We start from the raw sequence: 24,204 nt of genomic DNA on the forward strand, positions 1-24,204 counted from the left end.
AATGGCCGCTGCCGGCCTTCAGATCAATGCCATCGCTACCCGTAAGCGGACGTTGGTCTGCTTTAAACCGTAAGTTGCGGCTGCGCCGGGGATCGTGATGTTGCCGAATCCGCGCTCGTCGAGATTGCCGGCAGAACGTGATGCGTCGTTAATCACTCAATGTCTGCTGCGATGAACCAATCGTTGATCTCCCGCAATTCCGCACGCGCCTCTTCGAATCTACCCTGTGACCGCAATAGCTTTGCCAGACTATTGGTCGCCTGCAACTCCCAACTCCTAGCGCGCTGCTGCCGCGCAAAGGCAATAGCCTCGCGGAAAGAAGCCTCTGCCGCTCTGTCTCCGACTCCATTTGCAAGTTCGATCTCGCCGCGAATGCGAAGCAAGGCAGCTGTAAAGTAATGCTCGCCAATCTTTTCGGCCTCGCGCAGACCTTTCTCGACGGTCTCTGCCGCTATATCGAATTGTCCAGAGTTAATGAAAGCTTTGGCCAGTAAGCCTAAATAACACGATTTGTCGACTTCCTGATCTTCAAGGTCACTCTCGGTCAATGCCATCATATGGCTTCCCACCAGACTGTCATCGAGGCTTGATGCAGCCAAGCCACCAAAAAAGCGCGCCACCCGTGTCCAGAGGTTGAAACCGTTTTCCTGCGCTAATGGCAGAAGTTCATCCGCCAGCCGAGCGATATCCCTGCTCTCTTCGCGGAAGGCGAACAACACACACCCGTTTCCCAAGCAGGCGGCCAAGCGATAGGCGGATTGCTGCCGAACGGTCGCCTCCGCCTCGAGGTAGAGTTTCAGCGCTTGACGGCGATACCCCAGAATATGCAAGGTCCACGAAAGGTAGATCATGGCCATACTCGGAAAGTCGCTGCCGACCTCGTCTGCACTGCCCTTGTGGCTGAGAGCGCGCTCAAGATATTGCCGAGCCTCCGCCAACTCACCCTGACAGAACAGACTCATGCCCTTAAACTGCAGACCTATAACGAGCGCGTTTAGGTAGCCGCCCTCCTCGCCGACTCGAATTAATTCATCACTGGCCGCGAGGGCCTTACCAAACTGGCCCGAGTTGAAATGGGTACCGAAAAGCCCGTCGAGTGCCCTAATCGTCGCCTCCAGTTCGCCAAGCTTCCCGCTCAGCGCTATGGCCCGCTGATACGCGGCACTGCCTTCGCCCGTCACGTAGCCGAGCGCAGCGTACAGAACGTCGCCCAGTTCCAGTTCGAAGCGAAGCAACCTGCGGCTACGATCGTCGGAGTCAGGCAAGAGTTTCGCTGCTTCAAGCCCTTTCCTGAAGATACGCACTGCGTCAACTTTCGCCCAAGTCTTGGCGGCCTTCAGCCCTGCCTGCAGCCAGTAGTCAGCGGCGCGATCGAACAGACCGGCGTCGGCGAAATGCTCAGCGAGCACTTCGGGATAGGCAAAGCCCGCGTTGGGGTCGCGCAGCTCGATCCATTCGGCAATCGATTTGTGAATCTGTTGCGCACGTTCGTGCAGCATCGTGCCTCTAGCGGCCTGCTGGAGCAGCACGTGGGTGAACGAAAAGCCTGCTCCGGCCGTCCCTCGCTCGGCTACGATCAGCCCTGTGCGCATCAGCTCACCAACCGCAGCGCGCAACTCCGCTTCAGGCCAATCACAAATTTCGCGCAGCATGTCGAAATCGAATTCGCGGCCGATCGCCGCCGCGACCTGCGCGACTTCCTTGGCGGTCCCCAGCCTGTCGAGACGGGCAAGCAACGAGAACTGCAGAGAGTTTGGAATGTTGTTCGTGAGTGACAGACGCTTGGGCTGCGATACGTCTAGGCGCAACCCTGTTTCGACCACGCTTCGAGTAAGCTCTTCGATATAGAGCGGGACGCCTTCACCGCGATCGAGCACCGCTGCTACGTCAGCCGCGAGCGCATTCGGACTAATGTCATGGACAATCGCTTCAGCGTCCGCTCGGCTGAGCGCTTCAAGCCTGATATGGTGCCCGTCAGGGCCGTCGACCCATGGAACGCTTGCGTTGTTCCTGCTCGACACAAGCAAGAGGGCGGGTGTCGAAGCCAGGCTGGCGACGATTTTTTCGAGAAGGTCGCGCGAGGTCGCATCGGCCCATTGCTCATCCTCGAACAAGATCAGGATCGGGGTAGTTCGCGCCAAATAACTGACCAGATCGATGAATGCTTGCTCGGCAATGTTGCGCTGTCGTTCGGCACTTGTCCCTTCAAGCCTGTCCGGCATTGTCGTCGGCATCCCGAGCAGGCCTGAGAAGATCGCCAGCGCGATGTCGCTGGACACCGAGCCTATCGACAATCCGTTGCGGAGCTTTCGAAGCTTTTCTTCCGTTGAGTCACCGTCCTCGATCGTTGCAATCCTCTGCAACTCTGCGAGGAATGGATAAAGGGTGCTGTTCTCAAAGGTCGGAGAACATTGCATGGTCAGTTGCGGAAAGCTGCGCAGACGCTGCTGGATTTCGTTGAGCAACCGGGACTTGCCGATTCCCGACTCCCCCGAGACCAACACGGCATTGCCACGCCTGTCGCGCACGACAGTCTCCCAGTGCTCCATCAGCAGTCGCAATTCGGCGTTGCGGCCGCACAGCTTGGTCATACGCGCCCGCTTTGCAAAGCGGGTCGGCACCATGCGCGCCCTTTGCACCTGCCAAACCTGGACTGGCGCGGCGAATCCCTTCAGCTCATGTTTGCCGAACCCGGTGAAATCAACCGCGCCGCTTGCGGCCTCGAAGGTCGCCGCGTCGACAAGGATCGTATTCGGCTTGGCCAGTACCTGCAGCCGTGCCGCTAGATGCGCGACGTGACCGAAGGCGACGGTGGATACACCGCTCGGTGCGCCGACGAACTCACCCACCACGACTTGGCCGCTCGCGATACCCATCCTCACTTGCAACGGATATCCCAGATTTGCGGAGATGGTGGCCACCGCATCAACGATCTCGAGCGCGGCCAGCACCGCGAACTCGCTGTCGTCCTCACCAGCTGTTGGATAGCCGAAATAGGCCTGAATAGCATCGCCGATGTAACTAGCCGTCACGCCCTTGCGGCGCCGGACGACGCTGCTGCAGGTCTGTAGAAAGCTCTCAATCAGGTGTTGGAAATCCTCGGGATCCAGGCGGTCGGCATATTCGGTTGACCCCACCATGTCGCAGAACAGGATGGTGAGATAACGCCGTTCCGCAACAGGTTTCGCCGGATTGCCGGGCAAAATGGGGCTAGCCAATGGAACCGGCGTGGTCACGCTCCGGGACCCTCCTTAGTGCGGCGACCATGTAGCACCCAGTCATGTTATCGCAAATCCCGGTGCTCACCAGTCGCTTTCGATCGCGTCAGGTGGTTCATTGAGGCTCGCCACACTGAACATCGGCGTAGATCAAATGGTCTGCCTCGCTAAATGCCGCTTGGCTCTGGTCGAAGCAGAACCGTTTGGGCACCAAACGAACTAAGGTGCGTCGGTTGCATTCACCGGGCAGATCGATCTGGAAGGTGCGCGGCGACATCGACGGCGCTGGATCGCTCCATTTCTTGTGACCAGCAAACGAAACGTTCTCGATCCACAAGCTGGAGCCGGCTGAACCGACTGGACCGGAGATAGCCTCGACGCTGATGCCCTTTGCCTGCTCGATGCTTGGATATTCGCCACTTTGCGGCGGATCCCCGTTTGCCGGAATCGTGCCCGCGCTGACTGCCACATTGATCCTGATATCGTCGCGCTCGGGAACACCACCGTAGCTGTTGCGAAAGGTCCAGCTTAAGCGAAGGACACGCGTCCTGACGTCCTCTCCGGGCGGTGGAGGCAAAACCCGAATCTCGGCATCGGCAAGCGAAGAGCCTTCATCCTGCGCTTCTGGCGCCGGGCAGCGCGTGTAGAGTGGGCGGTAGCCACACTCAGGACCGCCGGCTCCCCACAGACAGTCGCTCAGCTTGCGCCAGTCTTCCAAGCTCAATCGAGGCGTTCCTGAGGACAGGTCATTGCCGGACCCCGGCACCATCCAGGGATGGATGCCGCTGCTGCCGATCGCCCAGTCCGTGCGATGTGCTTCTATGCCGGCGTAGACGGTCTGTTCCTCGTGCAGCTCGAGCAATTGGACCCAGGTTGGCGATGTGACCGCCGGTTCGTACCCGACTGCGTCCGCGGCAAAACGGCGGCCGGTGATTTGTGTGGTAAGCGTGTGGCAGCTTGTGCAGTTTCCGGTCGGATCTTCGACCGTCCTGGCTTGGCTAAGTTCATTGGGATAGGTGCCGGTGTAACCGGAGCCGACCACGCGGAACGGCGCGCCCGGCAACCGCGGTCGGCGCGGTAGAAAATCTCCCAGGCTGAAGGCGGTCGATTTGGAATCGCGGGCTGAACGGAAACCGACCCTGCTCTGTTCAATGTGCGGATCTATCACATAGGGGCTTTTGTTGTCATGGCATGCATGGCACGAGATCTGGAACGTCCGGTCATAGATTTTCTCCGCCGCAACCCTTCCGATGTCATCGGAATAGTTGCGCCCGCCTGGCGGAACGAAGGGCTTTGACCAATCGAACTCGCTCCGGTCCTTGCGGCCGTCGAAGAAGATGATTTCTCCGGATTTCCGATTGAACCCGATGGTGCCGAAGACGGAAAATCTCGGATCCGACCGTGTCCAGTAGGGATCGGTGCTGACCTCGTGGCTGATATTGGACTTTCTGCAGAGGAACAGCCATTCCACGTTGCCGCGCACGACCCTTACTGCACGTGAGTTCAGCCCACAGTAGGTTGAGCTGCCAGTTAGCGAAGGCTTGTCGCATCTGGGCAATGTCGCCGTCCATTTCACCACCTCTCCGTTCTCATTGCTGTGCTCGAACTCCAGCGGAGAGCCCGGTTTTGTCGGATTGGGCTTGAGGTCGACGACATTGCCATCAACTTCCAGTGGGATGACCTTCATCTGTGGGCTGCCGCAATCGCCCTCTGGAATAGGACCGAACACCGCCCGCGCTTCATCGCCAGACCTCGTTATGACGTCGGTGCTCTTTGAGGCCGGCGCCCAAAAGATGTCAGGGTTCCATCGCGTAACGGCTTCGGCGAACGCCTTCCCATCGAGTTCAGCGGGAGCGAAAGCGACGCTGCGAGGGCGCAGCGGCTCGAAAGCGGAACTGCGTGGCAATGGTGACGCCGCGCAGTTGCCCGCCTTGCTGCAAATCATGTCGGCCTGATTGGAGCCTTGCCTCTCGCCGGCTCGCGGCGTCGACACGAAAGCTTCATGTCCGATCGTCCCGGACAACAGGAGAAACGCAACGCCGAGGACAGCAGCGATCAGCGCAACAGCACGCATCTCAGCCCAATGGAGCGTGCCAGTGAACCCATGGCCGATCTCTGGGCGTCATCGCTTCTTCGCTGCGACAGAGCCAGCGTCATAGTCAGCGTGGACAGTAAGCGATTGAAATCGCCACATGCCGTCATCGCCCTTTACAACAGACGCGCGGGCATCCGCCGAATAGTCAAGACTCGGTGCCGAAGAGTGGGAGTCCTGCATTGTCACAAGGACTATCGATTTGGTGTTCACCGTCTTGTCGTTAACCACGTCGAACAAGGTGTTGGTCACGAGATGCCGGGTCTGGAGTTTATCGGTTTCCAGTTTCTTAACTATTATTTTCATTTGCACGAGAAGATCATGTGCCGACTCTGGGCCAAGGTCGAGTGTCAGCTCGAGGACACTGCTGCCTGCATCGCAAATCTCATAGTAAGACGATTTAGGTTCCGCAAAGAGGGTGGCGAACGCGGCTGCATTTTTTTCGTCGATCGTCCAGGCGTAGCGGGACAAAAGATCTTGGATTGCCTGACGGTCTTCGGCCGGAGGATTATTATTGACGTTCCAGCCATGAGTAGCCTCTGTTCCACATGAATCAGCCAAAGCAGTGCCGCTGAAAGCAAAACAGAACCCATACGCCAGGGCAAAATACCTCAAAATCGCGCAGACTGTTATTAAGCCTTTCCAACGCTCGCTCATAATGGCCCCCTCGGATGGAGCTTGATGGGAAAGTAGCGGTTCATCTTATACCACGCCAAAAAAGGCGCCAGTGAAAATCGATGTCATTGCAGGCCGGGGATGTCGTATTCCTGAATTTGTGAATTTGTGGTAAGTTGTACTCCCCTGTCTGCAGCAATTTCATTCCTGATTGCCAGATCAGCTGTGGGTGATCCTGGTATGCGTTAGCAAAATAAAAGCTCACGTAGGCGAAACAATAGATTCTAGTCGTGGTTACACAGGAGCAAAAAATGCCAAACATTGTTCGAAATATGGTGTTTCTAATTTCAGCCCTTTTTAGTATAGTTCCTTTGGCGTTTGCGCAGCAGAATCAGGAAATTGAGATAGTTCTGCAATCGCGCCTGACTTCTTTTGGAAACGATACCCCGCTAATTATTGACTTTACTCTCACGAACCGGTCACGCAGCCCGATCAGACTGCTCAGGTGGACCACGCCGATCGACGGCGTCTCGGGCGAGATTTTTTCAGTAGCGAGAGGGTCGCAGCCAATTCAGTATATTGGCCCTTTGGTGAAGCGAGCAGAACCGACCGAGGCTGACTTTATCAATATCGAACCCGGACAATCGATTTCGGTGCCCGTCGATCTGTCATTGTACTACGCCATCTATGAAGCAGGGATCTATGCGGTTACCTATGATACAGAGAGAGTGGGTCTGCTGGTTGGCCCTCAAGGTGCCCTGAGACGCGCCCAGGTTCTGAGCAACGCCGTCACGTTCAGGCTTCTATCCGGTCGAATTCCTCCGGAACGGATACCGCTCTCGGCACCCAAATTCGACCAGTGTGACAGCTCTCAACAGGACGATATTGGCGCTGCGCTGGCTGAAGCAAACAACATAGCCTCGGCTGCCCTGCAGGTTTTGCAGGGCACGCCTTCTGCCCAGCAACCGAATTCCCAACGATATCTGACATGGTTTGGGGCGCATACCGTAGGACTGTACGCGAAGGCCACTGGAAATTTCTCGAAGATTGCGGATGCTCTTGCAAACAAAGCAATATCGTTTGGATGTCACGGCAGCGTCTGCGGACCGGGAGTTTATGCGTATGTGTTCCGTGGTCAACCTTATAATATCTTTGTTTGTCAAAAGTTCTGGTCAGCCGCTCTGAAAGGAACGGATTCAAGATCTGGAACGATTGTACACGAAATTAGTCACTTTGAGGTCGTCGTCTTCACAGACGACTATTCCTCTGGTGGTCAAAATACCGCCAAGCTACTCGCGGTTGAAAACCCCCCGCAAGCCACAGAAAATGCCGATAGTCATGAATACTTTGCGGAGAACAACCCGGATCTTCCGATGTGAGGGACACCCAGGCAACTGATCCAGCGTGGATACGGGTGCCGTATTGCCATCAGAAACGAGAAAAGATCACCGAGGGCCGGAAACATTGCGATCGCATGGTGAATGTCCGCTATCGCTCCCGCACACCGAAAGCGGTCCGGTCGCTCTCGGCCAAAATGCGACATTCAACTTTCGTCTCGTCCTGTCAGGATTTGGCAAGCCGCCCGCCGGCTGGCTCCGAAATGTAGGATCGAAGTCCTGGGCGCGCATGCTAATGCGGACAACACGAACTGGACCGGTTTGGCAGTGATCCACTGCGCGCGCCAAACCCTGGCCGATTCACGGCGCTGCCGTAAACCCGCACTGCTTCTGTTCCATCTCGATCTGCTTGGTGATGCGGATGGCGTTCTGGGCGTAGGCTTCCGTCACCGAGCCGCTGTTGACGGTCTTGTCCTTCAGCGGGCTGACGGCCGCGCAGAGGTGGAAGACATGCTCGGTGTCGGACTTGGCGGCGCCGTTTTCCGGCGCGATCCAGTAGACGATATCCTGGCCATTGGGGTGTGCCGCGTCCTTCGTCGCCGCGGCCACCGTGGTGGAGTCGGTGGCGATCGCCTGCGCCTGGGCGGCGACCTCGGGCGAACAGGCCGTGGTCGGCTGCCCCGCCTTGATCTGTTCCGCGCAGGTGTTCATGTCCTGCGTGTACTGCTCGACCGATGGCGGCTGGTAGCTGACCCCGATCAGCGTCGCCAGCACGGCGAGCACGGCGCCGATACCGCCGGCCACCTTCTTGCTCTTCGGGTCCATGGTCTTGTCGTTGAGGATCAAGAGAACCAGCGGCAGGAAGGCAATCAGCGTGATGATCGCGCCGAGTTGGTTCTGGACAAAGAACCGGAACGTGTCGGATTCGCGGGCCGGGTCCTTCCGGTTGGCCGCCTTCCAGAGCAGGCTGCCGGCGATGGCGAAGATCGCGATCCCGACCAGGATGCCGATCAGCAGCGGCAGGTTGCCCTGGTCGAACTTGTGCTTGTAGAGCAGTACGATCCCGGCGATCTCGCCGCCAATGGCGATGACCCACGACAGCACGGCAAACAGGCGCAGCCGCGTGGCCCCGGACTTCTGGCCCTGCGTTGCCTGCCAGTCCTTGGTAACGTCTACGGTCGGCTTGTTGTCGGTCATGACCAGATCCCCCGGTATCGACACGTTTGCGGGGCGGCGTCAAAGGCGCCCGGCGCAGCGTCATTGATCGAACGTCGCCTGCCCCGGCACGAAAGCGCCACGGCAGACCCCATCCTTATTGCCCATGATGGGATTCGTCCATAGCCGAGGCGGCGGACGAGGATGCGGGCGATGGTGCGGAGGAGGGCAGGGCAATCGCATAAGGCGGCGCCAGCCCCACTCCGTCCGCCGCGGCCATTTCCTCCATGTCCATGGGGAGAGGAACCCAAGCCCATCAAGGCCGCGACCTCGGTGATTGGCATTTCCTCTCCCTCCGCGGAGCGGGGCAATCGCATATGACAGGTTTGCGCTCTACGAATACCCCCACCCTTAATCCCTCCCCACAAGGGGGAGGGAGACTTGGTAGGCGCCGATCGCCGCAAATCGCCTAGGTTCGACGCCAGAAAGGGTGGCTTGCGGCAGCGTTCCCTCCCCCTTGTGGGGAGGGTTAGGGTGGGGGTCCTCTTCGTAAGAACTCATATGTGATCGCCTTGCGCCGACGGAGGGAAGGTGGGTCGCCGAACCCGAGGGAGCGCCATATGCGATCGCCCTGCCATGGGTCGGATCACGCCACCGCGGGAGCGCAACTAATTTGTATACAAATGTTTCTGGCCGGCATCGGTTTGTGAAGCGCTTCACCGTTGCCGCGCAATCGATCGGTTACAGAGGCCGTGCAAGAGCGGGCCTAAGGCAGCGCTTTGCTGCTGCATGGAGGTAACCGATGTTTGAAAGTCTCAGCAGAATTCGCGCTGCCCTGGCGCGCGCCAGCAAGCACAGGAAGACCGTGCGCGCACTGAATGCGCTGCCGACGGAGATCCAGAAAGACATTGGCTGGACGGAGTCGAGGTCGATCGACGAGATAAGGCTGCCGTTCTAGGGCCGCATCCCAGCGTCGCTAATATATCGCTCGCCATCGATTGTTCGGAAGCGTACAGTATAGCATCGTCGGCCACATCAATGGGCGCTGACGCTTGGGAGCGACCATCGCACTCCTGCCCCGACAGGAGGCATTGGAGCCATGGCGGAGCAACCGAGACAGTCCGGTCTGAGCGCCGAGGCGCTCGCGGCCTTGGCGCGGGAAACCGGGGCCTCCGAGCAGCAGATACAAGAGATCGCATCGCTGATCGGCAACGATCGCCCCTCCATCGTGCGCGAAGCGCGCATGGTTGCGGCTGACCGCCCGAAGCGCTGATCCAGGAACAAGCTGCTGGATTGATTGATGGGGCGTCGCCCCTGATTTGTCGGTTTTGTACGAAGTACAATGGCTGAATCCGAGTCAGCTATCGTCCAATGACCGTTTGCATTTGGGCAGGGCGCCGACGGCTGGGAGATGACATGTGCTCTTGCCCTTGGGGAGAGAGCGATGGACCAGTCGGTCAGCAAGGAGAAAAGCGGCCTTTTGCGCCGCATGAACCCGGCCGACTTCGCACTGCTTGCGCCGCATTTGCACCATCGTGTGCTCGATCTCAAAGCCCCGCTCGAAGTGGCGGGCGAGCCGGTCGCCTCGGTCTGCTTCCTGGAAAGCGGCCTGGCCTCGGTGGTGGCGAGGAACCGGCCGGGCCTCGACACCGAGGTCGGCATTATCGGCCATGAAGGCATGTCGGGTTCCGCTTTGGTGATGGGCGCCGACTGGGCGCCCCATGATTGCTACATGCAGATGCCGGGCGAGGCGGTGTGCATCGATTCCGAGCCGTTCAAGGCAGCGCTGCAGAAAAGCCCGACGCTTCGCGCCTTCCTGCTCCGCTATGCCCATTATCTGCACGGCCAGACCAAATCCACGGCGCTGAGCAATGCCCGCGCCAAGCTCGAGGATCGGCTGGCCAGATGGCTCCTGATGTGTGACGACAGGGTGGTCGGCCACCAGATCCAGATCACGCATGAGTTCCTGTCCGTCATGCTCGGCGTCAGGCGTCCCGGCGTCACCATCGGCCTGCAGATCCTAGAAGGGCGCGGCCTGATCCGGTCGCGGCGCGGCGAGATCGTCATTCGCGACCGGGATGGCCTGATCGCCGTCGCCGACGGCTTCTACGGCCAGGCCGAGGCCGAATACGAACGCCTGCTGGGCTGAGCCTGGCACGGGCTGGAAATGGCCGACGCGAATGCCGGTGAAAGCATGTTGCCAGAGCCGCGCCGGCCATTTGCGGCCGTCTGGGGAGAGGCGGCCCGGCAAATCTAGCATCGGCGCAAAAGCGGGCAACGAACCGCAATCGCTTGGTAAAAACCGTACAATCGAATTGTGTTGAACCTTGGTTCCGCAAGAGTATGAATCTGCTGTCGTCGACCATGTACATGGGGCGCTGGCGCCTGAGGCTTCGACAGGCTCGCGCGCCCGATGTGAACGGGGAAACCCGAAATGGCAGAACTGCTTTTCGATGTATCCGCCTTCGATTGCGACATCCTGCGCGCCGCCTTCATCAAATCGGTGATGGAAGACAATGTCCCGGAAAAGCGGTGGCGCGCGCTCGCCGCCTCCCTGGTTCGCGACCTGACCGACCACGAAGACGTCGAGCCGGATCTGCTCGGCTGGATCACGCGCAAGTAGCAATATCCTGACGGTCCGGCGGCTACCCCAGCCACCACCACAGCGCCGCGATCGCCGCAAGCACCGCCGCCACCGACAGCCCCAGCATGATGTAGCTGCCCTTGATGATGTCGCGGATGATCTTCTTGACGCTTTCGCGGTCATTGAGGTTGGGGAAAGGCTCGTTGGGCAGCGCCACGCCGAGGAAGCCGCAGAGCGGCGCCCAGCCATCGCTGACCTTGAACACCAGAAGCTTCTCCGGCGGCACGGCCGCTATCACCTCCTCGGTATAGGCGTTGTAGCGCGCCACCGCCTTGGCGCGGTCGTCCATCACGCCGGCAAGCGTGCGGCCCCAGATCAGCCTGTGCGACATGTCGCCGAATTTGCGGCCGAACGGCGTCAGCCATTCCAGCACCTTGAACTGCCACAATGTCTCGGTGAAGTGGATGGTGTCGATGGTGCTGTCGTACCAGGCCTCGGCGCCGCGCGGATGCAGGGTGAGCAGCACCTTGGCGTCGGGATAGGCGGCCATTAATTCGCGCCACACGCAGCATCCCGGATTGTCGACCGTCGCCTTGTAATTGGCAAAGACTCTGGTCCAGTCGTGCTGGCTGCCGGGCGGGCTGTTGGCCACCTTGCGCCAGAAGTCGAGATGGCCCTTGTTGGCCTTGTTGAGGATGACTTCCTGCATGTGGTAGCTGGGAAAGCCCAGCCTGTTCAGCGCGGCAAAGGTCGACCATGTGCCGGTGCGGCCGAATCCGGCCCCGATGAGTTCAAGCGCCATTTTATCCCCCCTGGTTGAGACCGCTTTTCTTTTTATGCCGGTCCGCTCGGAACGAGGTTGCATCCGCGCCCCTCGGCGCGCAACAATTTTCCCTGTGCAGCGGCCAAAATGTGTTTGCTTTTTCGTCTGGGCCACGCGGAATGACGGTCTGGCTATTCCCGCGGGTGAGGGAGCCTGATAATAGGTCAGCCAGATTGACCTAATTCGCATGGCCGGAACGGTCATGCTGGACCAGATGCCGTATCCCGGGAGGTTGGCTCGTGAGTTTGATGGACCTGTTGGCGTCGCGCGCCTCGCGCATGAAAGCGTCGGAAATCCGCGAGCTGCTCAAACTGCTCGACCAGCCCGACATCATCTCCTTTGCCGGCGGCATCCCCGATCCGGCTTTGTTTCCGGCGCAGGCGATCGCCGATGCTTACGCCTCGGTGCTGGGCGGCGCGGAGGCGAGCGCAGCACTTCAGTATCAGGTCTCCGAAGGCTATCTGCCGCTCAGAAAATGGCTGGCCGGCCAGATGGGCAAGCTTGGCATCGCCTGCGACGAGCACAACATCTTCATCACCTCCGGCTCGCAGCAGGCGCTGGATTATCTGGGCAAGCTGTTCCTGTCGCCCGGCGACACAGCGCTCGTGACGTGGCCGACCTATCTCGGCGCGCTCCAGGCCTTCAACGCCTATGAGCCGCGCTACGACCGGCTGACGCCGGATGGCGGCAACATGACGCCGGCCGCCTACCAGGCGGCGGCTGCTGCTGCAGGCGGCGAAGTGAAATTCGCCTATCTCGTGCCGGATTTCGCCAACCCGACCGGCGAGACGCTGAATCGCCAGCAGCGCGAGGCGGTGCTTGACCTCGCCGGCGAGCTCAACATTGCCGTCATCGAGGACGCCGCGTATCGCGCGCTGCGCTATGACGGCGAGGGCCAGCCGCCGATCCTGGCGCTCGACTGCGAACGCTCAGGCGGCATCGAAAACGCCCGCACGCTCTATTGCGGCTCGTTCTCCAAAATCCTGTCGCCGGGCATGCGCGTCGGCTGGGTCTGCGGGCCGCGCCGCGTCGTCGAGCGGCTGGTGCTGATGAAGCAGGCGTCGGATCTGCACAGCCCGTCGATCAACCAGCTGGTCATGCACCGCGTCTCCGAGGCCGTGTATGACAGCCAGGTGGAAAAGCTGATCGGCGCCTATCGCCAGCGCCGCGACGGCTTGCTTGCAGCGCTCGAAGCGGAAATGCCGGATGGCGTCAGCTGGAGCCGACCGGAAGGCGGCATGTTCGTCTGGCTGACGCTGCCTGAAGGTGCGGACGCCACGGCACTGCTCGCCCGCTCGGTCAAGGAAGCCCGCGTCGCCTTCGTGCCGGGCAACGCATTTTATGCCGACGGTTCGGGACGTAACACGATGCGGATGAGCTTTACGCTGGCTGATGAACGCGCCGTGGGTGAGGGCGTGCCGAGGCTGGCGAAATTGATGGGCTAATCTCCCCCCTCGAGGGGGAGATGTCGCCGAAGGCGACAGAGGGGGTCGCCGCGCGTGGAGCGCTAACCTTCATCAGTCGCAGGAGGTCGCGCCCAGTCGAGCCGACCCCCTCTGGCCTGCCGGCCATCTCCCCCTCAAGGGGGGAGATTAGCTCACTCCGCCACCACCAATTTATCCTGCGTCTTCGTTTCGAAATCGCCGGCGTCGTGGCGCTCGTGCAGTTGCATGGCCGGGTCGCCGAAGGCGCGGTTGACCATGCGGCCGCGTTGCACGGTCGGGCGGGCGTCGATCGCCTTGGCCCAGCGTTGTACGTGCTCGTAGTCCTGCACCGACAGGAATTCGGCGGAATCATTGTACATGCGGCCGAGCGCAAGGCCGCCATACCAGGGCCATACCGCCATGTCGGCGATCGAATAGAAGGCGCCGCCGAGATATTCAGTCTCCGCCAGCCGCCGGTCGAGCACGTCGAGCTGGCGCTTGGTCTCCATGGCGAAGCGGTCGATGGCGTATTCGATTTTTTCGGGCGCATAGGCGTAGAAATGGCCGAAGCCGCCGCCGAGATAGGGCGCCGAACCCATCTGCCAGAACAGCCAGGACAAGGTTTCCGCGCGCGCCGGCTGTTCGGTCGGCAGGAACTCGCCGAACTTTTCCGCGAGATAAAGCAGGATCGAGCCGGACTCGAAGACGCGGACAGGCGTCTTGCCGCTGCGGTCGAGCAGCGCCGGGATCTTGGAGTTGGGGTTGACCTCGACAAAGCCCGAGCCGAACTGGTCGCCATCGTTGATGCGGATCAGCCAGGCGTCGTATTCGGCGCCCTTGTGGCCGAGCGCCAGAAGCTCCTCCAGCATGACAGTCACCTTCACCCCGTTCGGCGTCGCCAGGGAATAGAGCTGCAGCGGATGCTTGCCGACCGGCAGCACCTTGTCATGCGTCGGACCGGCAATAGGCCGGTTGATGCTGGCGAACGTACCGCCATTGGCTTTCTTCCAGCTCCAGACTTTCGGCGGGATGTATTCGGTCATGCGGGGAATTCCTTGGGTTTGGCGGGGCGAAAACGACGGCGCGAGACTGATGGCGGAAAAGTCGGCGGAACGTAGATACTGGAACACATAGGTGCAATTCAGAAAGGTTCAACTTGTGTTGAACTATTATCGATGTCAGCGTTGCCTAAGCCCTTGCGCCCTGTGCAGCGCGGCATACCTATAGAGGATACTGCCCACGCATATCTGCCAGGATGAAAGCATGCCCATCGATCCCGTTTCCCCGCTCTTGCGCTCCGTCGTTGGCGTGCGCGCCATGGTTCCCGACGATGCCTTCACGGCCAATGCCTTGGGCACGCGCCGGGAAGGCAGCGGCGTCGTCATCCGCGGCGACGGGCTGGTGCTCACCATAGGCTATCTCATCACCGAGGCCGAGGAGGTCTGGCTGACCGACCAGGACGGCCGTGTCGTGCCGGCACATGCGCTGGCCTATGACCAGGAGACAGGCTTCGGCCTGGTGCAGGCGCTGGCGCCGCTCGGCCTGCCGGCGGTGGCGCTGGGTGACGCCTCAAAGGCCAAGATCGGCGACCCCGTGGTGTTTGCCGACGGCACCGGCCGCTCGGTCAAGGCACACATCGTCACCAAGCAGGAATTCGCCGGCTATTGGGAATATCTGCTCGACGAGGCGATCTTCATTGCCCCGGCGCATCCGTCCTGGGGCGGCGCGGCGCTCATCGGCCAGGATGGCAGCCTGCTCGGCATCGGTTCGCTGCTTTTGCAGATGAGCCGCAACGGCGAGGTCGCCGACATCAACATGGTCGTGCCGATCAACCTTCTGACCCCGATCCTCGACGATCTGCTGACGCGCGGCCAGGTGGCGAAGCCGCCACGCCCATGGCTCGGCGCCTTCTCGGCCGAGTCGAACGGCGCGGTCGTGGTGATGAGCGTCGCCGAAGGCGGCCCCGCCGCCAAGGCCGGCCTGCGCCAGGGCGACATCATCTCCGACGTGCGCGATAGCGAGGTCGACGGGCTCGCCGATTTCTACCGCAAGCTATGGCAGAATCCGGCGGGTTCGGAGATTCCTCTCAGGGTCGTACGCGGCGGCCGCGAAACCTGGCTCAGGGTAAAATCCGCCGACCGCAACAGTTTCTTGAAGAAACCGCATCTGCAGTAAAAGCCAATCTCCCCCCAAGTGGGGGAGATGCCCGGCAGGGCAGAGGGGGGGCGCGAAGGATCGCGACCTCTCGATCTATTTTCTGACAAGAATCGCGGGATAAACGTGGCTGACACTGGCCGGTGCGTTGGCGGGACAGCGGCCCCCCTGCCGGCCATCTCCCCCACGAGGGGGGAGATTGGCTGCCCCCTCAATCCCCGCATACCCTAAAAGGCGTCCCCGTGTCCCACTCCGCGAAGGGCACGACCTGGCCTTCGACAGACACGATACTGTTCACCTTGCTGTCATCATCCTGCGTCTGCATACTTTTGCCCTTGCCGGTCAGCACGTCGTAGTCGCAGCTGCTGTAGACGACAACGGACTGGTATTTGTAATGGTCATAGGCAACGCCGGCGACGACGAAGGCCTCGTTGCGCCAGGCGATGGTCAGCGTCATGTCGGTCCGCTCGCCGGGGCCGATCAGCCCCGGCAGATAGATCTTGATCGAGCCGTTGGGCAGCAAGGTCAACTCCGGTTCGATGCCGGAGCCCTCATAATGCGGCTGGTCGTAGTCGTTCCATTCGCCGTAGACCTGCTCATGCACGACGCCGGCGGGTTTCAGAAAATTGTACTTTTTGTCCCTCAGGAAGAAATGCATGTCCATGGTATCGTCTTCGGGCTCGGTCTCGACGATCATCGCCAGATCGGCGGCGCCGTCCCCATTGAAGTCGCCGGTCAGCGCGGTGATGATCTTCTGGGTTTCGATGGGTTCGGCGAGCGCCGAGGCCGGCAGCAGAAGGATGAGGCCGAGTAACATCGATCGCATGGCATTTCCCCCGAATTGCAGTCTGCCTTGCCCGGCTCGACCAGCCGGGAAACTGCCATGAGCGCCGGCTTGGGCGCAAGCCGGCTCGCAATAGGCTAGGGGGTATCGACGCCGCTGACGGAAACTGGCATCGACAGCCGATACAGCCGGCCCGGCAACAACGAGGTGATGATGGCGCCGTTCAAGGTCGATCCCGACAAGGTTCATGAATTCCCCGATCCCGACAGTTTTTACGCCTGGCTGCGCGAAAATCATGCCGGCGAGAGCGAGGTCTGGATCAAGGTCCACAAGGTCGGCTCGGGCCTCGCCTCGATCACGCCGAAGCAGGCCATCGACGTGGCGCTGTGCTTCGGCTGGATCGACGCCATACGCAAGCCGCTCGACGACAAGAGCTTTCTGCAGCGCTACACGCCGCGCGGCAAGAAGAGCATCTGGAGCAAGATCAACATCGACAATGTCGCCCGCCTGATCGAGGAGGGCCGCATGACCGAACACGGGCTGAAACAGGTCGAGGCGGCCAAGGCCGACGGACGCTGGGACCGCGCCTATGCCTCAGGCAAGGACATGAAGATCCCTGACGATCTGCAGGCCGCCATCGATGCCGAACCCGCGGCAAAAGAGATGCTGGCAAAGCTTTCCGCCCAGAACCGCTTCGCGCTCGCCTTCCGCACCCACAACATGAAGACGGAGGCGGGGCGCAGGAAGAAGATCGGGGCTTTCGTCGCGATGCTGAAGCGCGGCGAGACGATCTATCCGCAGAAGCGGTGAGGCGACGGCAAGCGGCTGCCATGGTGCGCGCAGCTAAAAACCCGCTTGTGAGGTTCTGCCCTCCCTTGCTCGACATAACCTATTGTTTCTTCGGTATTTTCCACTCGTCGCGCGGGTGATAGCTGCGATAGTGGAAATAACATAACAACATATTGTTTAATAAGAGTTTTCCACTATGCTAACGTGATCCTGGCTTAAGAGTGGAAAACGATGCTGAGAGAGTTGACCGGCGAGCAGCGGCGCCAACTCATAGATACGCAACAGGTCTACGAGGCCTGGCAGCATGCTGATGACCAGCGCCAAAGGCGCTTTGCAGGCAGCATGCGCTGGGTTGAGCGCAGCGGTGCTGAATACCTGCTGCGGAAGGTCCGGCAGGTCGAGAATTCACTCGGGCCGAAAAGCAGCCAGACGGAGAAGGCGTTCGCTGCGTTTTCCGAGGGCAGGGTGCAGAACAAGGATCTGCTGGCAGGTCTGGCCGATCGCCTGAACGGCCTGGCGAAAGTCAATGTGGCAATGGGGTTGGGCAGGGTACCGGCCATCGCCGCACGGATATTGCGGCGGTGCGCCGAAACAGACCTGCTGGGCAAGCAGTTGCTGGTCGTCGGCACGAATGCGCTGTTCGCTTACGAGGCTCTGGCGGGCGTCCAGATCACCAGCGGTCTCACGGCAACCGGGGACATCGACCTGCTCTTCGATTCCCGACGTCGCATCAGCTTCGTGACCGGCGAGAGGGTAAGCCAGTCCGGCCTGATAGGCGTGTTGCGTAAAGTGGACAGGTCCTTCAAGCCGCTCCAGCCCCGGGCCTTCAGGGCAGCGAACCGTGATGGCTATCTGGTCGACCTGATCCGTCCGCAGGCAAGACATGTCCTCAAGAACAACGCCACTACCTCGATTACACAGCTTGCCGACGACCTCGACAGCGCACCCATGGAGGGGCTGCAATGGCTCATCAAAGCCCCGAAGGTGGAGGCTGTGGCGATCGATGAGCGTGGCTATCCCGTAAGCATACCGACGGTCGACCCTCGAATGTTCGCTCTGCACAAGGCTTGGCTGGCCACGCGGCCTGATCGGTCTGCGGTCAAGGCAGTGAGAGATCGTGAACAGGCGGAAGCGGCTGCACGCATTGCCACGGGCTATCTTGCGCTTCCGCTGGACAGCGAGCATCTCAAAGGGCTTCCGGGGGCACTGCTGGACGCTGCCGCCGCAACGCTCTCTCTGCCTGGCCCGAGCGGCTTTTCCGAAGACTCTCCAATTGAGCCCGACTGGTAGCGGCCGCGCTAGCACGCCATGCTACGAAAATAGCATTCTCGCCTCGCGAAATGTGATGCTACGGTTCCCGGCGCACCCAGGGCGGAGGGGTTGCCAAGAGGAGAAGTGGCGGGCGCTGGCCCGGATTTCAGCGAGAACCGGACGGAACTGTTGAACCATTGCAAGGCCGCCGCGTTTTCCAGCGTCGGCCACAAGGGAGGAACCACCTGTGAAAGCATCCTATCTCGTCTCAGCCGCGCTGCTTGCGGCGACTGCGATGCCGGCGGCGGCCGGCGAAATTTCCGACGGCAAGGTCAAGATCGGCATCCTCAACGACCAGTCGGGCGTCTATGCCGATTTCGGCGGCAAATGGTCGGTCGAGGCCGCCAAGATGGCGGTCGAGGATTTTGGCGGCAAGGTGCAGGGCGCGCCGATCGAGATCGTCAACGCCGATCACCAGAACAAGCCCGACATTGCCTCCAACATTGCGCGCCAGTGGTACGACACCGAGCAGGTCGACGCGATCATGGAACTGACGACATCCTCGGTGGCGCTCGCCGTCCAGGGGTTGTCCAAGGAAAAGAAGAAGATCGACATCGTTACCGGAGCGGCATCGGCCGACCTGACCGGCAAGCAATGCTCGCCCTACGGTTTCCACTGGGCTTACGATACCCACTCGCAGGCGGTCGGCACCGGCGGCGCGCTGGTGCAGCAGGGCGGCGACAGCTGGTATTTCATCACCGTCGACTATGCCTTCGGCTATTCGCTGAAGGAGCAGACCTCAAAGGTTGTTGAGGCAAGCGGCGGCAAAGTGCTGGGCGAGGTGCGTTACCCCCTCGGCTCCACCGACTATTCCTCCTTCCTGCTGCAGGCGCAGTCCTCCGGCGCCAAGGTTATCGGCCTTGCCAATGCCGGCCTCGACACCTCCAATACCATCAAGCAGGCGGCCGAGTTCGGCATTGTCGCCGGCGGCCAGCGGCTGGCAGCCCTTCTGTTCACCCTTGCCGAGGTGCACGGCCTCGGCCTGCAGGCGGCGCAGGGCGTGGTGCTCACCGAAGGGTTTTACTGGGACCGCGACGACAAGAGCCGCGACTTCGCCGGGCGCTTCTTCAAGCGCACCAACCGCATGCCCAACATGATCCAGGCCGGCACCTATTCGGCGGTGCTGCAATATCTCAAGGCCATCGACAAGGCCGGCACCGACGAAACCGAGGCGGTCGCCAAGCAACTCCATGAAATGCCCGTCGACGACATCATCAACGCCAACGGCAAGGTACAGGCCGACGGCTCGATGGTGCACGACATGTATCTCTATCAGGTCAAGAAGCCCGAGGAGTCGAAGAAGGACTGGGACTACTACACCTACCTTGCGACCATTCCGGGCGACAAGGCCTTCATCAAGGCTGAAGACAGCGGCTGCCCGCTCGTCACCAAGTGACGCTGGCGCAAGCCGTGGCCGTCCAGCCGGACGGTGCCGAAATCAAGCCGCGGGTGGTGCTCTCCGCCCGCGGCCTGCGGCGCGACTTTGCCGGTTTCGTCGCCGTCAACAATGTCGACCTCGACGTCCATCACGGCCAGATCCATGCGCTGATCGGGCCGAACGGCGCCGGCAAGACGACAATCTTCAACCTCTTGACCAAGTTCCTGCAGCCGAGCAGCGGCAGGATCGAACTGTTGGGCAACGACATCACCCGCACCGCGCCGGCCAGGGTAGCGCGCATGGGTCTCGTCCGCTCGTTCCAGATATCGGCGATCTTTCCGCATCTGAGCGTCCTCGACAATGTCCGCGTCGCACTCCAGCGGCCAGGCGGGCTCGGCTTCCAGTTCTGGCGCTCGCTGGCCGCGCTTGACCAACTGACTCCACGGGCGCGCGAGCTGCTTGACATCGTCGGGCTCGACGATGTCGCGCATCGTCCGGCCGGCGATCTCTCCTATGGGAGGAAGCGCGTGCTCGAGATCGCCACCACGCTGGCGCTCGACCCGAAAGTGCTGCTGCTCGACGAGCCGATGGCCGGCATGGGGCACGAGGATGTCGGCGTCATTTCCGGCATCATCCGCTCGCTGGCAACGGACCGCGCCGTGCTGATGGTCGAGCACAATCTCACCGTCGTCGCCGACCTTTGCGACTGGATCACCGTCATGCAGCGCGGCCAGGTGCTCGCCGCCGGCGACTACGCAACGGTGAGCAACGATGAGCGCGTCAGGGTCGCCTACATGGGGACCGAGCAGGGGGACCGAGCATGAGTGAGCCGCTGCTTGCCGTGCGCGATCTCCATGCCTGGTATGGCGAGGGCCATGCGCTGCATGGCGTCAACCTCGACGTTTTTCGCGGTGAGACGGTGACGCTGCTCGGCCGCAACGGTGTCGGCAAGACCACAACGCTGCGCGCCATTATGGGGCTGGTCCGCAAGCGCAGCGGCAGTGTCACCTTCGACGGCAGCGACCTGATGCGCCTGCCGCTGCATCGTGTTGCCCATCGCGGCATCGGCTTCGTGCCGGAGGAACGCGGCATCTTCGCCACGCTCACCGTCGACGAAAACCTGATCCTGCCGCCGGTTGTGGCCAAGGGCGGCATGAGCGTCGAGGAAATCTTCGGTCTCTTTCCCAACCTCAAGGAGCGCCGCAACAGCCCCGGCACCAAACTCTCCGGCGGCGAACAGCAGATGCTGGCCATCGCCCGCATCCTGCGGACGGGCGTGCAGATGCTGCTGCTCGACGAGCCGACCGAGGGCCTGGCGCCGGTCATCGTCCAGCGCATCGGCGAACTGCTGGCGACCTTGAAAAAGCGCGGCATGACCATCCTGCTCGTCGAGCAGAATTTCCGCTTCGCCGCCCGCATCGCCGACCGCTTCTACCTGATGGAGCACGGCAAGGTGGTGGAGGGTTTTGCCGCAAGCGAGCTTGCCGCTCACACGCAACAGCTGCACGAGGTGTTGGGGGTATGATGACGACAGCCCACGGCAGTACCCCCACCCCGCTGCTGCGCAGCGACCCTCCCCACAAGGGGGAGGGTGGAGGGCCACCGCCCTTCCTCTCCCTTGTGGGGAGGTCGGACCGAAGGTCCGGGTGGGGGTACGTGCCGCACAGACGCATCCCGCTTGCAACACCCTCGGTGACGCCATGACCATGATCTTCGGCATCCCCGTCCAGGCCTTACTCGGCCAGATGCTGGTCGGGCTGATCAACGGCTCCTTCTACGCCATGCTGAGCCTCGGCCTGGCCGTCATCTTCGGCCTGCTGCGGATCATCAATTTCGCCCATGGCGCACTCTATATGCTCGGCGCCTTCATCGGTTACCTGCTGCTCGTCCATCTCGGCATCGGCTACTGGCCGGCGCTGCTCCTGGTTCCGCTCATCGTTGGCGTCTTCGGCATGGCAGTCGAGCGCGTGGCGCTGTCGCGGCTCTACCGCCTGGATCCGCTCTACGGGCTGCTGTTCACCTTCGGACTGGCGCTGGTCATCGAAGGCGTGTTCCGTTTCTACTACGGCGTGTCGGGCAACCCTTATGCCGTTCCGGCGCAGCTTGCCGGCGGCACCAATCTCGGCTTCATGTTCCTGCCCAACTATCGCGGCTGGGTGGTGGTGGCCTCGCTCATTATCTGCATCGGCACCTGGCTCCTGATCGAAAAGACCAGGCTCGGCTCCTATCTGCGCGCCGCGACCGAAAATCCCGAGCTGGTGCAGGCCTTCGGCGTCAACGTGCCGCTGCTGCTGACGCTCACCTATGGGCTGGGCGCGGCCCTTGCAGGCCTGGCCGGCATTCTTGCAGCACCCGTCTACCAGGTCAGTCCGCTGATGGGCTCCGATATCATCATCGTCGTCTTTGCCGTCGTCGTGGTCGGCGGCATGGGTTCGATTCTCGGGGCCATCGTCACCGGCTATATGCTCGGCCTCGCCGAGGGCCTGACCAAGGTGTTCTATCCCGAGGCGTCGAACCTCGTGGTCTTCGTCATCATGGCGATCGTGCTGCTCCTGCGCCCCGCCGGCCTGTTCGGAAGGGACGCCTGAGATGAGCGAGGCAGCCCTTCACGACCAGCGCACCGCCGCCTCCGTGCGGCTTGAGCGGGTATTGCTGGCATTGGCCATACTGGCGCTGATAGCCGCGCCCTTCTTCGTCTATCCGATCTTCCTGATGAAGATGCTGTGCTTCGCGCTGTTTGCCTGCGCCTTCAACCTGCTGCTCGGCTACACCGGGCTGTTGTCCTTCGGCCACGCCACCTTCTACGGCGCCGCCGCCTATTTCTGCGCCTACGCCGTCAAGGCATGGGGCTGGCCGCCCGAGGCCGGCATCCTGCTCGGCACCGCCGGAGCGGCCGTGCTCGGCCTGGTCATGGGCTTCCTCGCCATCCGCCGGCAAGGCATCTATTTCTCGATGATCACGCTGGCGCTGGCGCAGATGTTTTATTTCTTCTGCGTCCAGGCGCCGTTCACCGAAGGCGAGGACGGCATACAGGGCGTGCCGCGCGGGCATCTGTTCGGCATCGTCGATCTCAACGTCACGCTCAACATGTATTTCGTCGTGCTTGCCGTATTCCTCATCGGCGTCTTCGCCGTCTGGCGCATCGTCAACTCGCCCTTCGGCATGATCCTGCGTTCGATCCGCGAGAACGAGAACCGTGCCATCTCGCTGGGCTATTCGGTCGGCCGCTACAAGCTCGCCGCCTTCGTCATGTCGGCAGCCCTTGCCGGGCTTGCCGGCGCCACCAAGGCGATCGTCTTCCAGTTCGCGACGCTGACCGACGTCACCTGGCAGATGTCGGGCGAGGTGATCCTGATGACGCTGCTCGGCGGCATCGGCACCATGGTCGGTCCTGTCGTCGGCGCCGGCCTCGTCGTCGGGCTGGAAAACACGCTCGCCACCTCCGGCTTCCCGGTGACCATCGCCACCGGCCTGATCTTCATGATCTGCGTGCTGGTCTTTCGCCGCGGCATCGTCGGCGAGATTTACGCGCGCTGGCTGGCGCCGGCCAACGGCGAGGCGGGCCGCGATCAATAGGTGATGGTCACCACCACCGTGTCGGTGTAGACGCCGGCCGAGGGCGTCGTCTGCGGCGGCACGCGGCCATAGACGGTGAGCGCCTGGGCCGTACCGGTTCCGGTGCCGGCCACCGTGCTTCCCGGCGTTCCGGCGTCACCCCAGGGCTGCGAGCGCGCCAGATCCTTGTAGAGGCCGTAGGTGACCCTCTCGGCGCCCTTCGACATTTTGCGGGTGGTCGGCGTGCCCCCTGTCGTGCCGCCATTGAGGGAAACCGTGTACGCGGTAGACGGGGTGCAGGTGACCGTAACCTGGCCGGTGGCGTCGACATTGGCGTCGAGCACCCCCTTGGGGCCGAAATCGATGTTCTGGGTGGCGACCAGGCAGTTTGCCGCGACCGTGGCGTTGATGGTGAAGGTCGGACTGGTGCCCAAGTTGCCCGCGCCGGTGTCGCAGCTGCTGCTCAACAGGGTTGTCCGGGAGCGGAACTCGAGTTGCCCGCCCGAAAATGTCGACACATAGGTGCCCGGCGGGACGGTCGCCTGGCCGCCGGGAACCCGCCCATAGAGCGTCAGGGTGTCGGTTGAGTTGCCGAAGAGATTGGGGCTCAGCAGCAGCGGTGGCGGGCGCGAGGCATAGGCCCAGTTATGGGTGCCCCAGACAACGGTCATTGCGGGGTCCGAATAGAGTTGATAGTTGAGGCTGTTGACGCCGCTCGCCATCTGCCGGGCCGCCGCCGAGGTTGCACCGCCGGTGCCGGCGGCAATATGCGGACAGACCAGGACGGGCAGCAGCAATGGCAAACTGCCGCTGCAAGTCGCGGTGAAGGTGGCTGTCGATGTCGCCGCGGTGCCCGACAGCGTGTCGATGATGCCGAAATTCAAACTGGTGACGGTGTAACTGCAGCTCTGCGCCCGGGCGAGCGACGGGAGCAGCACCAGCAGCAGGGCGATGATTACGGCGCGCAGCATTTTTCCTCCAGCTC

General features: G+C 61.6%; 23 protein-coding genes. 14 read left to right on the plus strand and 9 right to left on the minus strand.

Annotated elements, in window-relative coordinates:
• Positions 1-18: 18 nt before the first annotated feature.
• The 4 genes from NKJ57_RS08110 to NKJ57_RS08125 form a co-directional block, all read right to left on the minus strand.
• A complete protein-coding gene (locus NKJ57_RS08110; RefSeq protein WP_155921578.1) occupies positions 19-156 on the minus strand; it encodes a hypothetical protein in 138 nt (45 codons plus the stop codon).
• Complete coding sequence (locus NKJ57_RS08115) at positions 153-3,236, minus strand: ATP-binding protein (RefSeq protein WP_155921577.1); 3,084 nt, start codon at positions 3,234-3,236, stop codon at positions 153-155. Before NKJ57_RS08115 ends, NKJ57_RS08110 begins: the two co-directional genes overlap by 4 nt.
• A gap of 97 nt (positions 3,237-3,333) precedes the next feature.
• The gene (locus NKJ57_RS08120) at positions 3,334-5,292 is read right to left on the minus strand and encodes a hypothetical protein (RefSeq protein WP_352510846.1); all 1,959 of its coding nucleotides are present in this window, start codon (positions 5,290-5,292) and stop codon (positions 3,334-3,336) included.
• Positions 5,293-5,340: 48 nt separating this feature from the next.
• Positions 5,341-5,967, minus strand: coding sequence for a nuclear transport factor 2 family protein (locus NKJ57_RS08125; RefSeq protein ID WP_023831038.1), 627 nt, complete (start codon positions 5,965-5,967; stop codon positions 5,341-5,343).
• 269 nt (positions 5,968-6,236) lie between these two features.
• Here NKJ57_RS08125 and NKJ57_RS08130 point away from each other — a divergent pair, with 269 nt between their 5' ends.
• Positions 6,237-7,304, plus strand: coding sequence for a M35 family metallo-endopeptidase (locus NKJ57_RS08130; protein ID WP_352510845.1), 1,068 nt, complete (start codon positions 6,237-6,239; stop codon positions 7,302-7,304).
• Between the two features lie 318 nt (positions 7,305-7,622).
• Here the strand turns inward: NKJ57_RS08130 and NKJ57_RS08135 are convergent, their stop codons facing one another.
• Positions 7,623-8,459 (minus strand): SLC5/6 family protein, encoded by an 837-nt coding sequence (locus NKJ57_RS08135; protein ID WP_352510844.1) that lies wholly within the window; start codon positions 8,457-8,459, stop codon positions 7,623-7,625.
• 760 nt (positions 8,460-9,219) lie between these two features.
• Between NKJ57_RS08135 and NKJ57_RS08140 the strand changes: the two genes are divergently transcribed.
• The 4 genes from NKJ57_RS08140 to NKJ57_RS08155 all read left to right on the plus strand — a co-directional run bounded on the left by NKJ57_RS08140 (position 9,220) and on the right by NKJ57_RS08155 (position 11,040).
• Positions 9,220-9,375, plus strand: a complete 156-nt coding sequence (locus tag NKJ57_RS08140) for a DUF1127 domain-containing protein (protein ID WP_023671409.1) — start codon at positions 9,220-9,222, stop codon at positions 9,373-9,375.
• A gap of 141 nt (positions 9,376-9,516) precedes the next feature.
• Positions 9,517-9,690, plus strand: coding sequence for a hypothetical protein (locus NKJ57_RS08145; RefSeq protein WP_023754596.1), 174 nt, complete (start codon positions 9,517-9,519; stop codon positions 9,688-9,690).
• A 171-nt stretch (positions 9,691-9,861) separates the two neighbouring features.
• A complete protein-coding gene (locus NKJ57_RS08150) occupies positions 9,862-10,566 on the plus strand; it encodes a Crp/Fnr family transcriptional regulator (RefSeq protein WP_352510843.1) in 705 nt (234 codons plus the stop codon).
• Between the two features lie 285 nt (positions 10,567-10,851).
• On the plus strand, positions 10,852-11,040 hold the full coding sequence (locus tag NKJ57_RS08155) for a hypothetical protein (RefSeq protein ID WP_352510842.1): 189 nt from the start codon (positions 10,852-10,854) through the stop codon (positions 11,038-11,040).
• A 22-nt stretch (positions 11,041-11,062) separates the two neighbouring features.
• On the opposite strand, the gene NKJ57_RS08160 is transcribed toward NKJ57_RS08155, so the two are convergent.
• A complete protein-coding gene (locus tag NKJ57_RS08160; protein ID WP_352510841.1) occupies positions 11,063-11,803 on the minus strand; it encodes a sulfotransferase family protein in 741 nt (246 codons plus the stop codon).
• A gap of 269 nt (positions 11,804-12,072) precedes the next feature.
• Between NKJ57_RS08160 and NKJ57_RS08165 the strand changes: the two genes are divergently transcribed.
• Positions 12,073-13,269, plus strand: a complete 1,197-nt coding sequence (locus tag NKJ57_RS08165) for an aminotransferase-like domain-containing protein (protein ID WP_352510933.1) — start codon at positions 12,073-12,075, stop codon at positions 13,267-13,269.
• A gap of 152 nt (positions 13,270-13,421) precedes the next feature.
• Here NKJ57_RS08165 and yghU read toward each other — a convergent pair whose 3' ends face one another.
• The gene (gene yghU, locus NKJ57_RS08170) at positions 13,422-14,291 is read right to left on the minus strand and encodes a glutathione-dependent disulfide-bond oxidoreductase (RefSeq protein WP_352510840.1); all 870 of its coding nucleotides are present in this window, start codon (positions 14,289-14,291) and stop codon (positions 13,422-13,424) included.
• A gap of 220 nt (positions 14,292-14,511) precedes the next feature.
• Between yghU and NKJ57_RS08175 the strand changes: the two genes are divergently transcribed.
• Positions 14,512-15,423 (plus strand): S1C family serine protease, encoded by a 912-nt coding sequence (locus tag NKJ57_RS08175; RefSeq protein WP_352510839.1) that lies wholly within the window; start codon positions 14,512-14,514, stop codon positions 15,421-15,423.
• Positions 15,424-15,613: 190 nt separating this feature from the next.
• Here the strand turns inward: NKJ57_RS08175 and NKJ57_RS08180 are convergent, their stop codons facing one another.
• The gene (locus NKJ57_RS08180) at positions 15,614-16,228 is read right to left on the minus strand and encodes a hypothetical protein (protein ID WP_023715162.1); all 615 of its coding nucleotides are present in this window, start codon (positions 16,226-16,228) and stop codon (positions 15,614-15,616) included.
• Between the two features lie 171 nt (positions 16,229-16,399).
• On the opposite strand from NKJ57_RS08180, the gene NKJ57_RS08185 reads away from it, so the two are divergent.
• The 7 genes from NKJ57_RS08185 (at position 16,400) to NKJ57_RS08215 (ending at position 23,240) form a co-directional block, all read left to right on the plus strand.
• A complete protein-coding gene (locus NKJ57_RS08185) occupies positions 16,400-16,996 on the plus strand; it encodes a YdeI/OmpD-associated family protein (protein WP_352510838.1) in 597 nt (198 codons plus the stop codon).
• 210 nt (positions 16,997-17,206) lie between these two features.
• Complete coding sequence (locus NKJ57_RS08190) at positions 17,207-18,265, plus strand: GSU2403 family nucleotidyltransferase fold protein (RefSeq protein WP_352510837.1); 1,059 nt, start codon at positions 17,207-17,209, stop codon at positions 18,263-18,265.
• A gap of 208 nt (positions 18,266-18,473) precedes the next feature.
• Complete coding sequence (locus tag NKJ57_RS08195; protein WP_023743303.1) at positions 18,474-19,682, plus strand: ABC transporter substrate-binding protein; 1,209 nt, start codon at positions 18,474-18,476, stop codon at positions 19,680-19,682.
• A gap of 14 nt (positions 19,683-19,696) precedes the next feature.
• A complete protein-coding gene (locus NKJ57_RS08200; protein WP_352510836.1) occupies positions 19,697-20,488 on the plus strand; it encodes an ABC transporter ATP-binding protein in 792 nt (263 codons plus the stop codon).
• Positions 20,485-21,189, plus strand: coding sequence for an ABC transporter ATP-binding protein (locus NKJ57_RS08205; RefSeq protein WP_023743305.1), 705 nt, complete (start codon positions 20,485-20,487; stop codon positions 21,187-21,189). The genes NKJ57_RS08200 and NKJ57_RS08205 overlap by 4 nt, the downstream gene beginning before the upstream one ends.
• Before the next feature lie 175 nt (positions 21,190-21,364).
• On the plus strand, positions 21,365-22,252 hold the full coding sequence (locus tag NKJ57_RS08210; RefSeq protein ID WP_023693757.1) for a branched-chain amino acid ABC transporter permease: 888 nt from the start codon (positions 21,365-21,367) through the stop codon (positions 22,250-22,252).
• Position 22,253: 1 nt separating this feature from the next.
• Positions 22,254-23,240, plus strand: a complete 987-nt coding sequence (locus NKJ57_RS08215) for a branched-chain amino acid ABC transporter permease (protein ID WP_023743307.1) — start codon at positions 22,254-22,256, stop codon at positions 23,238-23,240.
• Here NKJ57_RS08215 and NKJ57_RS08220 read toward each other — a convergent pair.
• Positions 23,234-24,190: a Csu type fimbrial protein gene (locus NKJ57_RS08220; protein ID WP_352510835.1), complete on the minus strand. Its 957-nt coding sequence runs from the start codon at positions 24,188-24,190 to the stop codon at positions 23,234-23,236. The two genes, NKJ57_RS08215 and NKJ57_RS08220, sit on opposite strands and share 7 nt — an antisense overlap.
• Between the last annotated feature and the right edge of the window lie 14 nt (positions 24,191-24,204).

This window comes from Mesorhizobium sp. M0077, assembly GCF_040322955.1.
GTDB lineage: Bacteria > Pseudomonadota > Alphaproteobacteria > Rhizobiales > Rhizobiaceae > Mesorhizobium.

What these genes read in the sequence shown, in the direction of transcription:
- NKJ57_RS08215 (WP_023743307.1), top strand. Translation starts at nt 22,254, where the DNA reads ATGAGCGAGGCAGCCCTTCACGACCAGCGCACCGCCGCCTCCGTGCGG.
- NKJ57_RS08135 (WP_352510844.1), bottom strand. Translation starts at nt 8,459, where the DNA reads ATGACCGACAACAAGCCGACCGTAGACGTTACCAAGGACTGGCAGGCA.
- NKJ57_RS08140 (WP_023671409.1), top strand. Translation starts at nt 9,220, where the DNA reads ATGTTTGAAAGTCTCAGCAGAATTCGCGCTGCCCTGGCGCGCGCCAGC.
- NKJ57_RS08120 (WP_352510846.1), bottom strand. Translation starts at nt 5,292, where the DNA reads ATGCGTGCTGTTGCGCTGATCGCTGCTGTCCTCGGCGTTGCGTTTCTC.
- NKJ57_RS08210 (WP_023693757.1), top strand. Translation starts at nt 21,365, where the DNA reads ATGACCATGATCTTCGGCATCCCCGTCCAGGCCTTACTCGGCCAGATG.
- NKJ57_RS08155 (WP_352510842.1), top strand. Translation starts at nt 10,852, where the DNA reads ATGGCAGAACTGCTTTTCGATGTATCCGCCTTCGATTGCGACATCCTG.
- NKJ57_RS08220 (WP_352510835.1), bottom strand. Translation starts at nt 24,190, where the DNA reads ATGCTGCGCGCCGTAATCATCGCCCTGCTGCTGGTGCTGCTCCCGTCG.
- yghU (WP_352510840.1), bottom strand. Translation starts at nt 14,291, where the DNA reads ATGACCGAATACATCCCGCCGAAAGTCTGGAGCTGGAAGAAAGCCAAT.
- NKJ57_RS08130 (WP_352510845.1), top strand. Translation starts at nt 6,237, where the DNA reads ATGCCAAACATTGTTCGAAATATGGTGTTTCTAATTTCAGCCCTTTTT.
- NKJ57_RS08145 (WP_023754596.1), top strand. Translation starts at nt 9,517, where the DNA reads ATGGCGGAGCAACCGAGACAGTCCGGTCTGAGCGCCGAGGCGCTCGCG.
- NKJ57_RS08165 (WP_352510933.1), top strand. Translation starts at nt 12,073, where the DNA reads ATGGACCTGTTGGCGTCGCGCGCCTCGCGCATGAAAGCGTCGGAAATC.
- NKJ57_RS08175 (WP_352510839.1), top strand. Translation starts at nt 14,512, where the DNA reads ATGCCCATCGATCCCGTTTCCCCGCTCTTGCGCTCCGTCGTTGGCGTG.
- NKJ57_RS08205 (WP_023743305.1), top strand. Translation starts at nt 20,485, where the DNA reads ATGAGTGAGCCGCTGCTTGCCGTGCGCGATCTCCATGCCTGGTATGGC.
- NKJ57_RS08185 (WP_352510838.1), top strand. Translation starts at nt 16,400, where the DNA reads ATGGCGCCGTTCAAGGTCGATCCCGACAAGGTTCATGAATTCCCCGAT.
- NKJ57_RS08160 (WP_352510841.1), bottom strand. Translation starts at nt 11,803, where the DNA reads ATGGCGCTTGAACTCATCGGGGCCGGATTCGGCCGCACCGGCACATGG.
- NKJ57_RS08180 (WP_023715162.1), bottom strand. Translation starts at nt 16,228, where the DNA reads ATGCGATCGATGTTACTCGGCCTCATCCTTCTGCTGCCGGCCTCGGCG.
- NKJ57_RS08150 (WP_352510843.1), top strand. Translation starts at nt 9,862, where the DNA reads ATGGACCAGTCGGTCAGCAAGGAGAAAAGCGGCCTTTTGCGCCGCATG.
- NKJ57_RS08125 (WP_023831038.1), bottom strand. Translation starts at nt 5,967, where the DNA reads ATGAGCGAGCGTTGGAAAGGCTTAATAACAGTCTGCGCGATTTTGAGG.
- NKJ57_RS08190 (WP_352510837.1), top strand. Translation starts at nt 17,207, where the DNA reads ATGCTGAGAGAGTTGACCGGCGAGCAGCGGCGCCAACTCATAGATACG.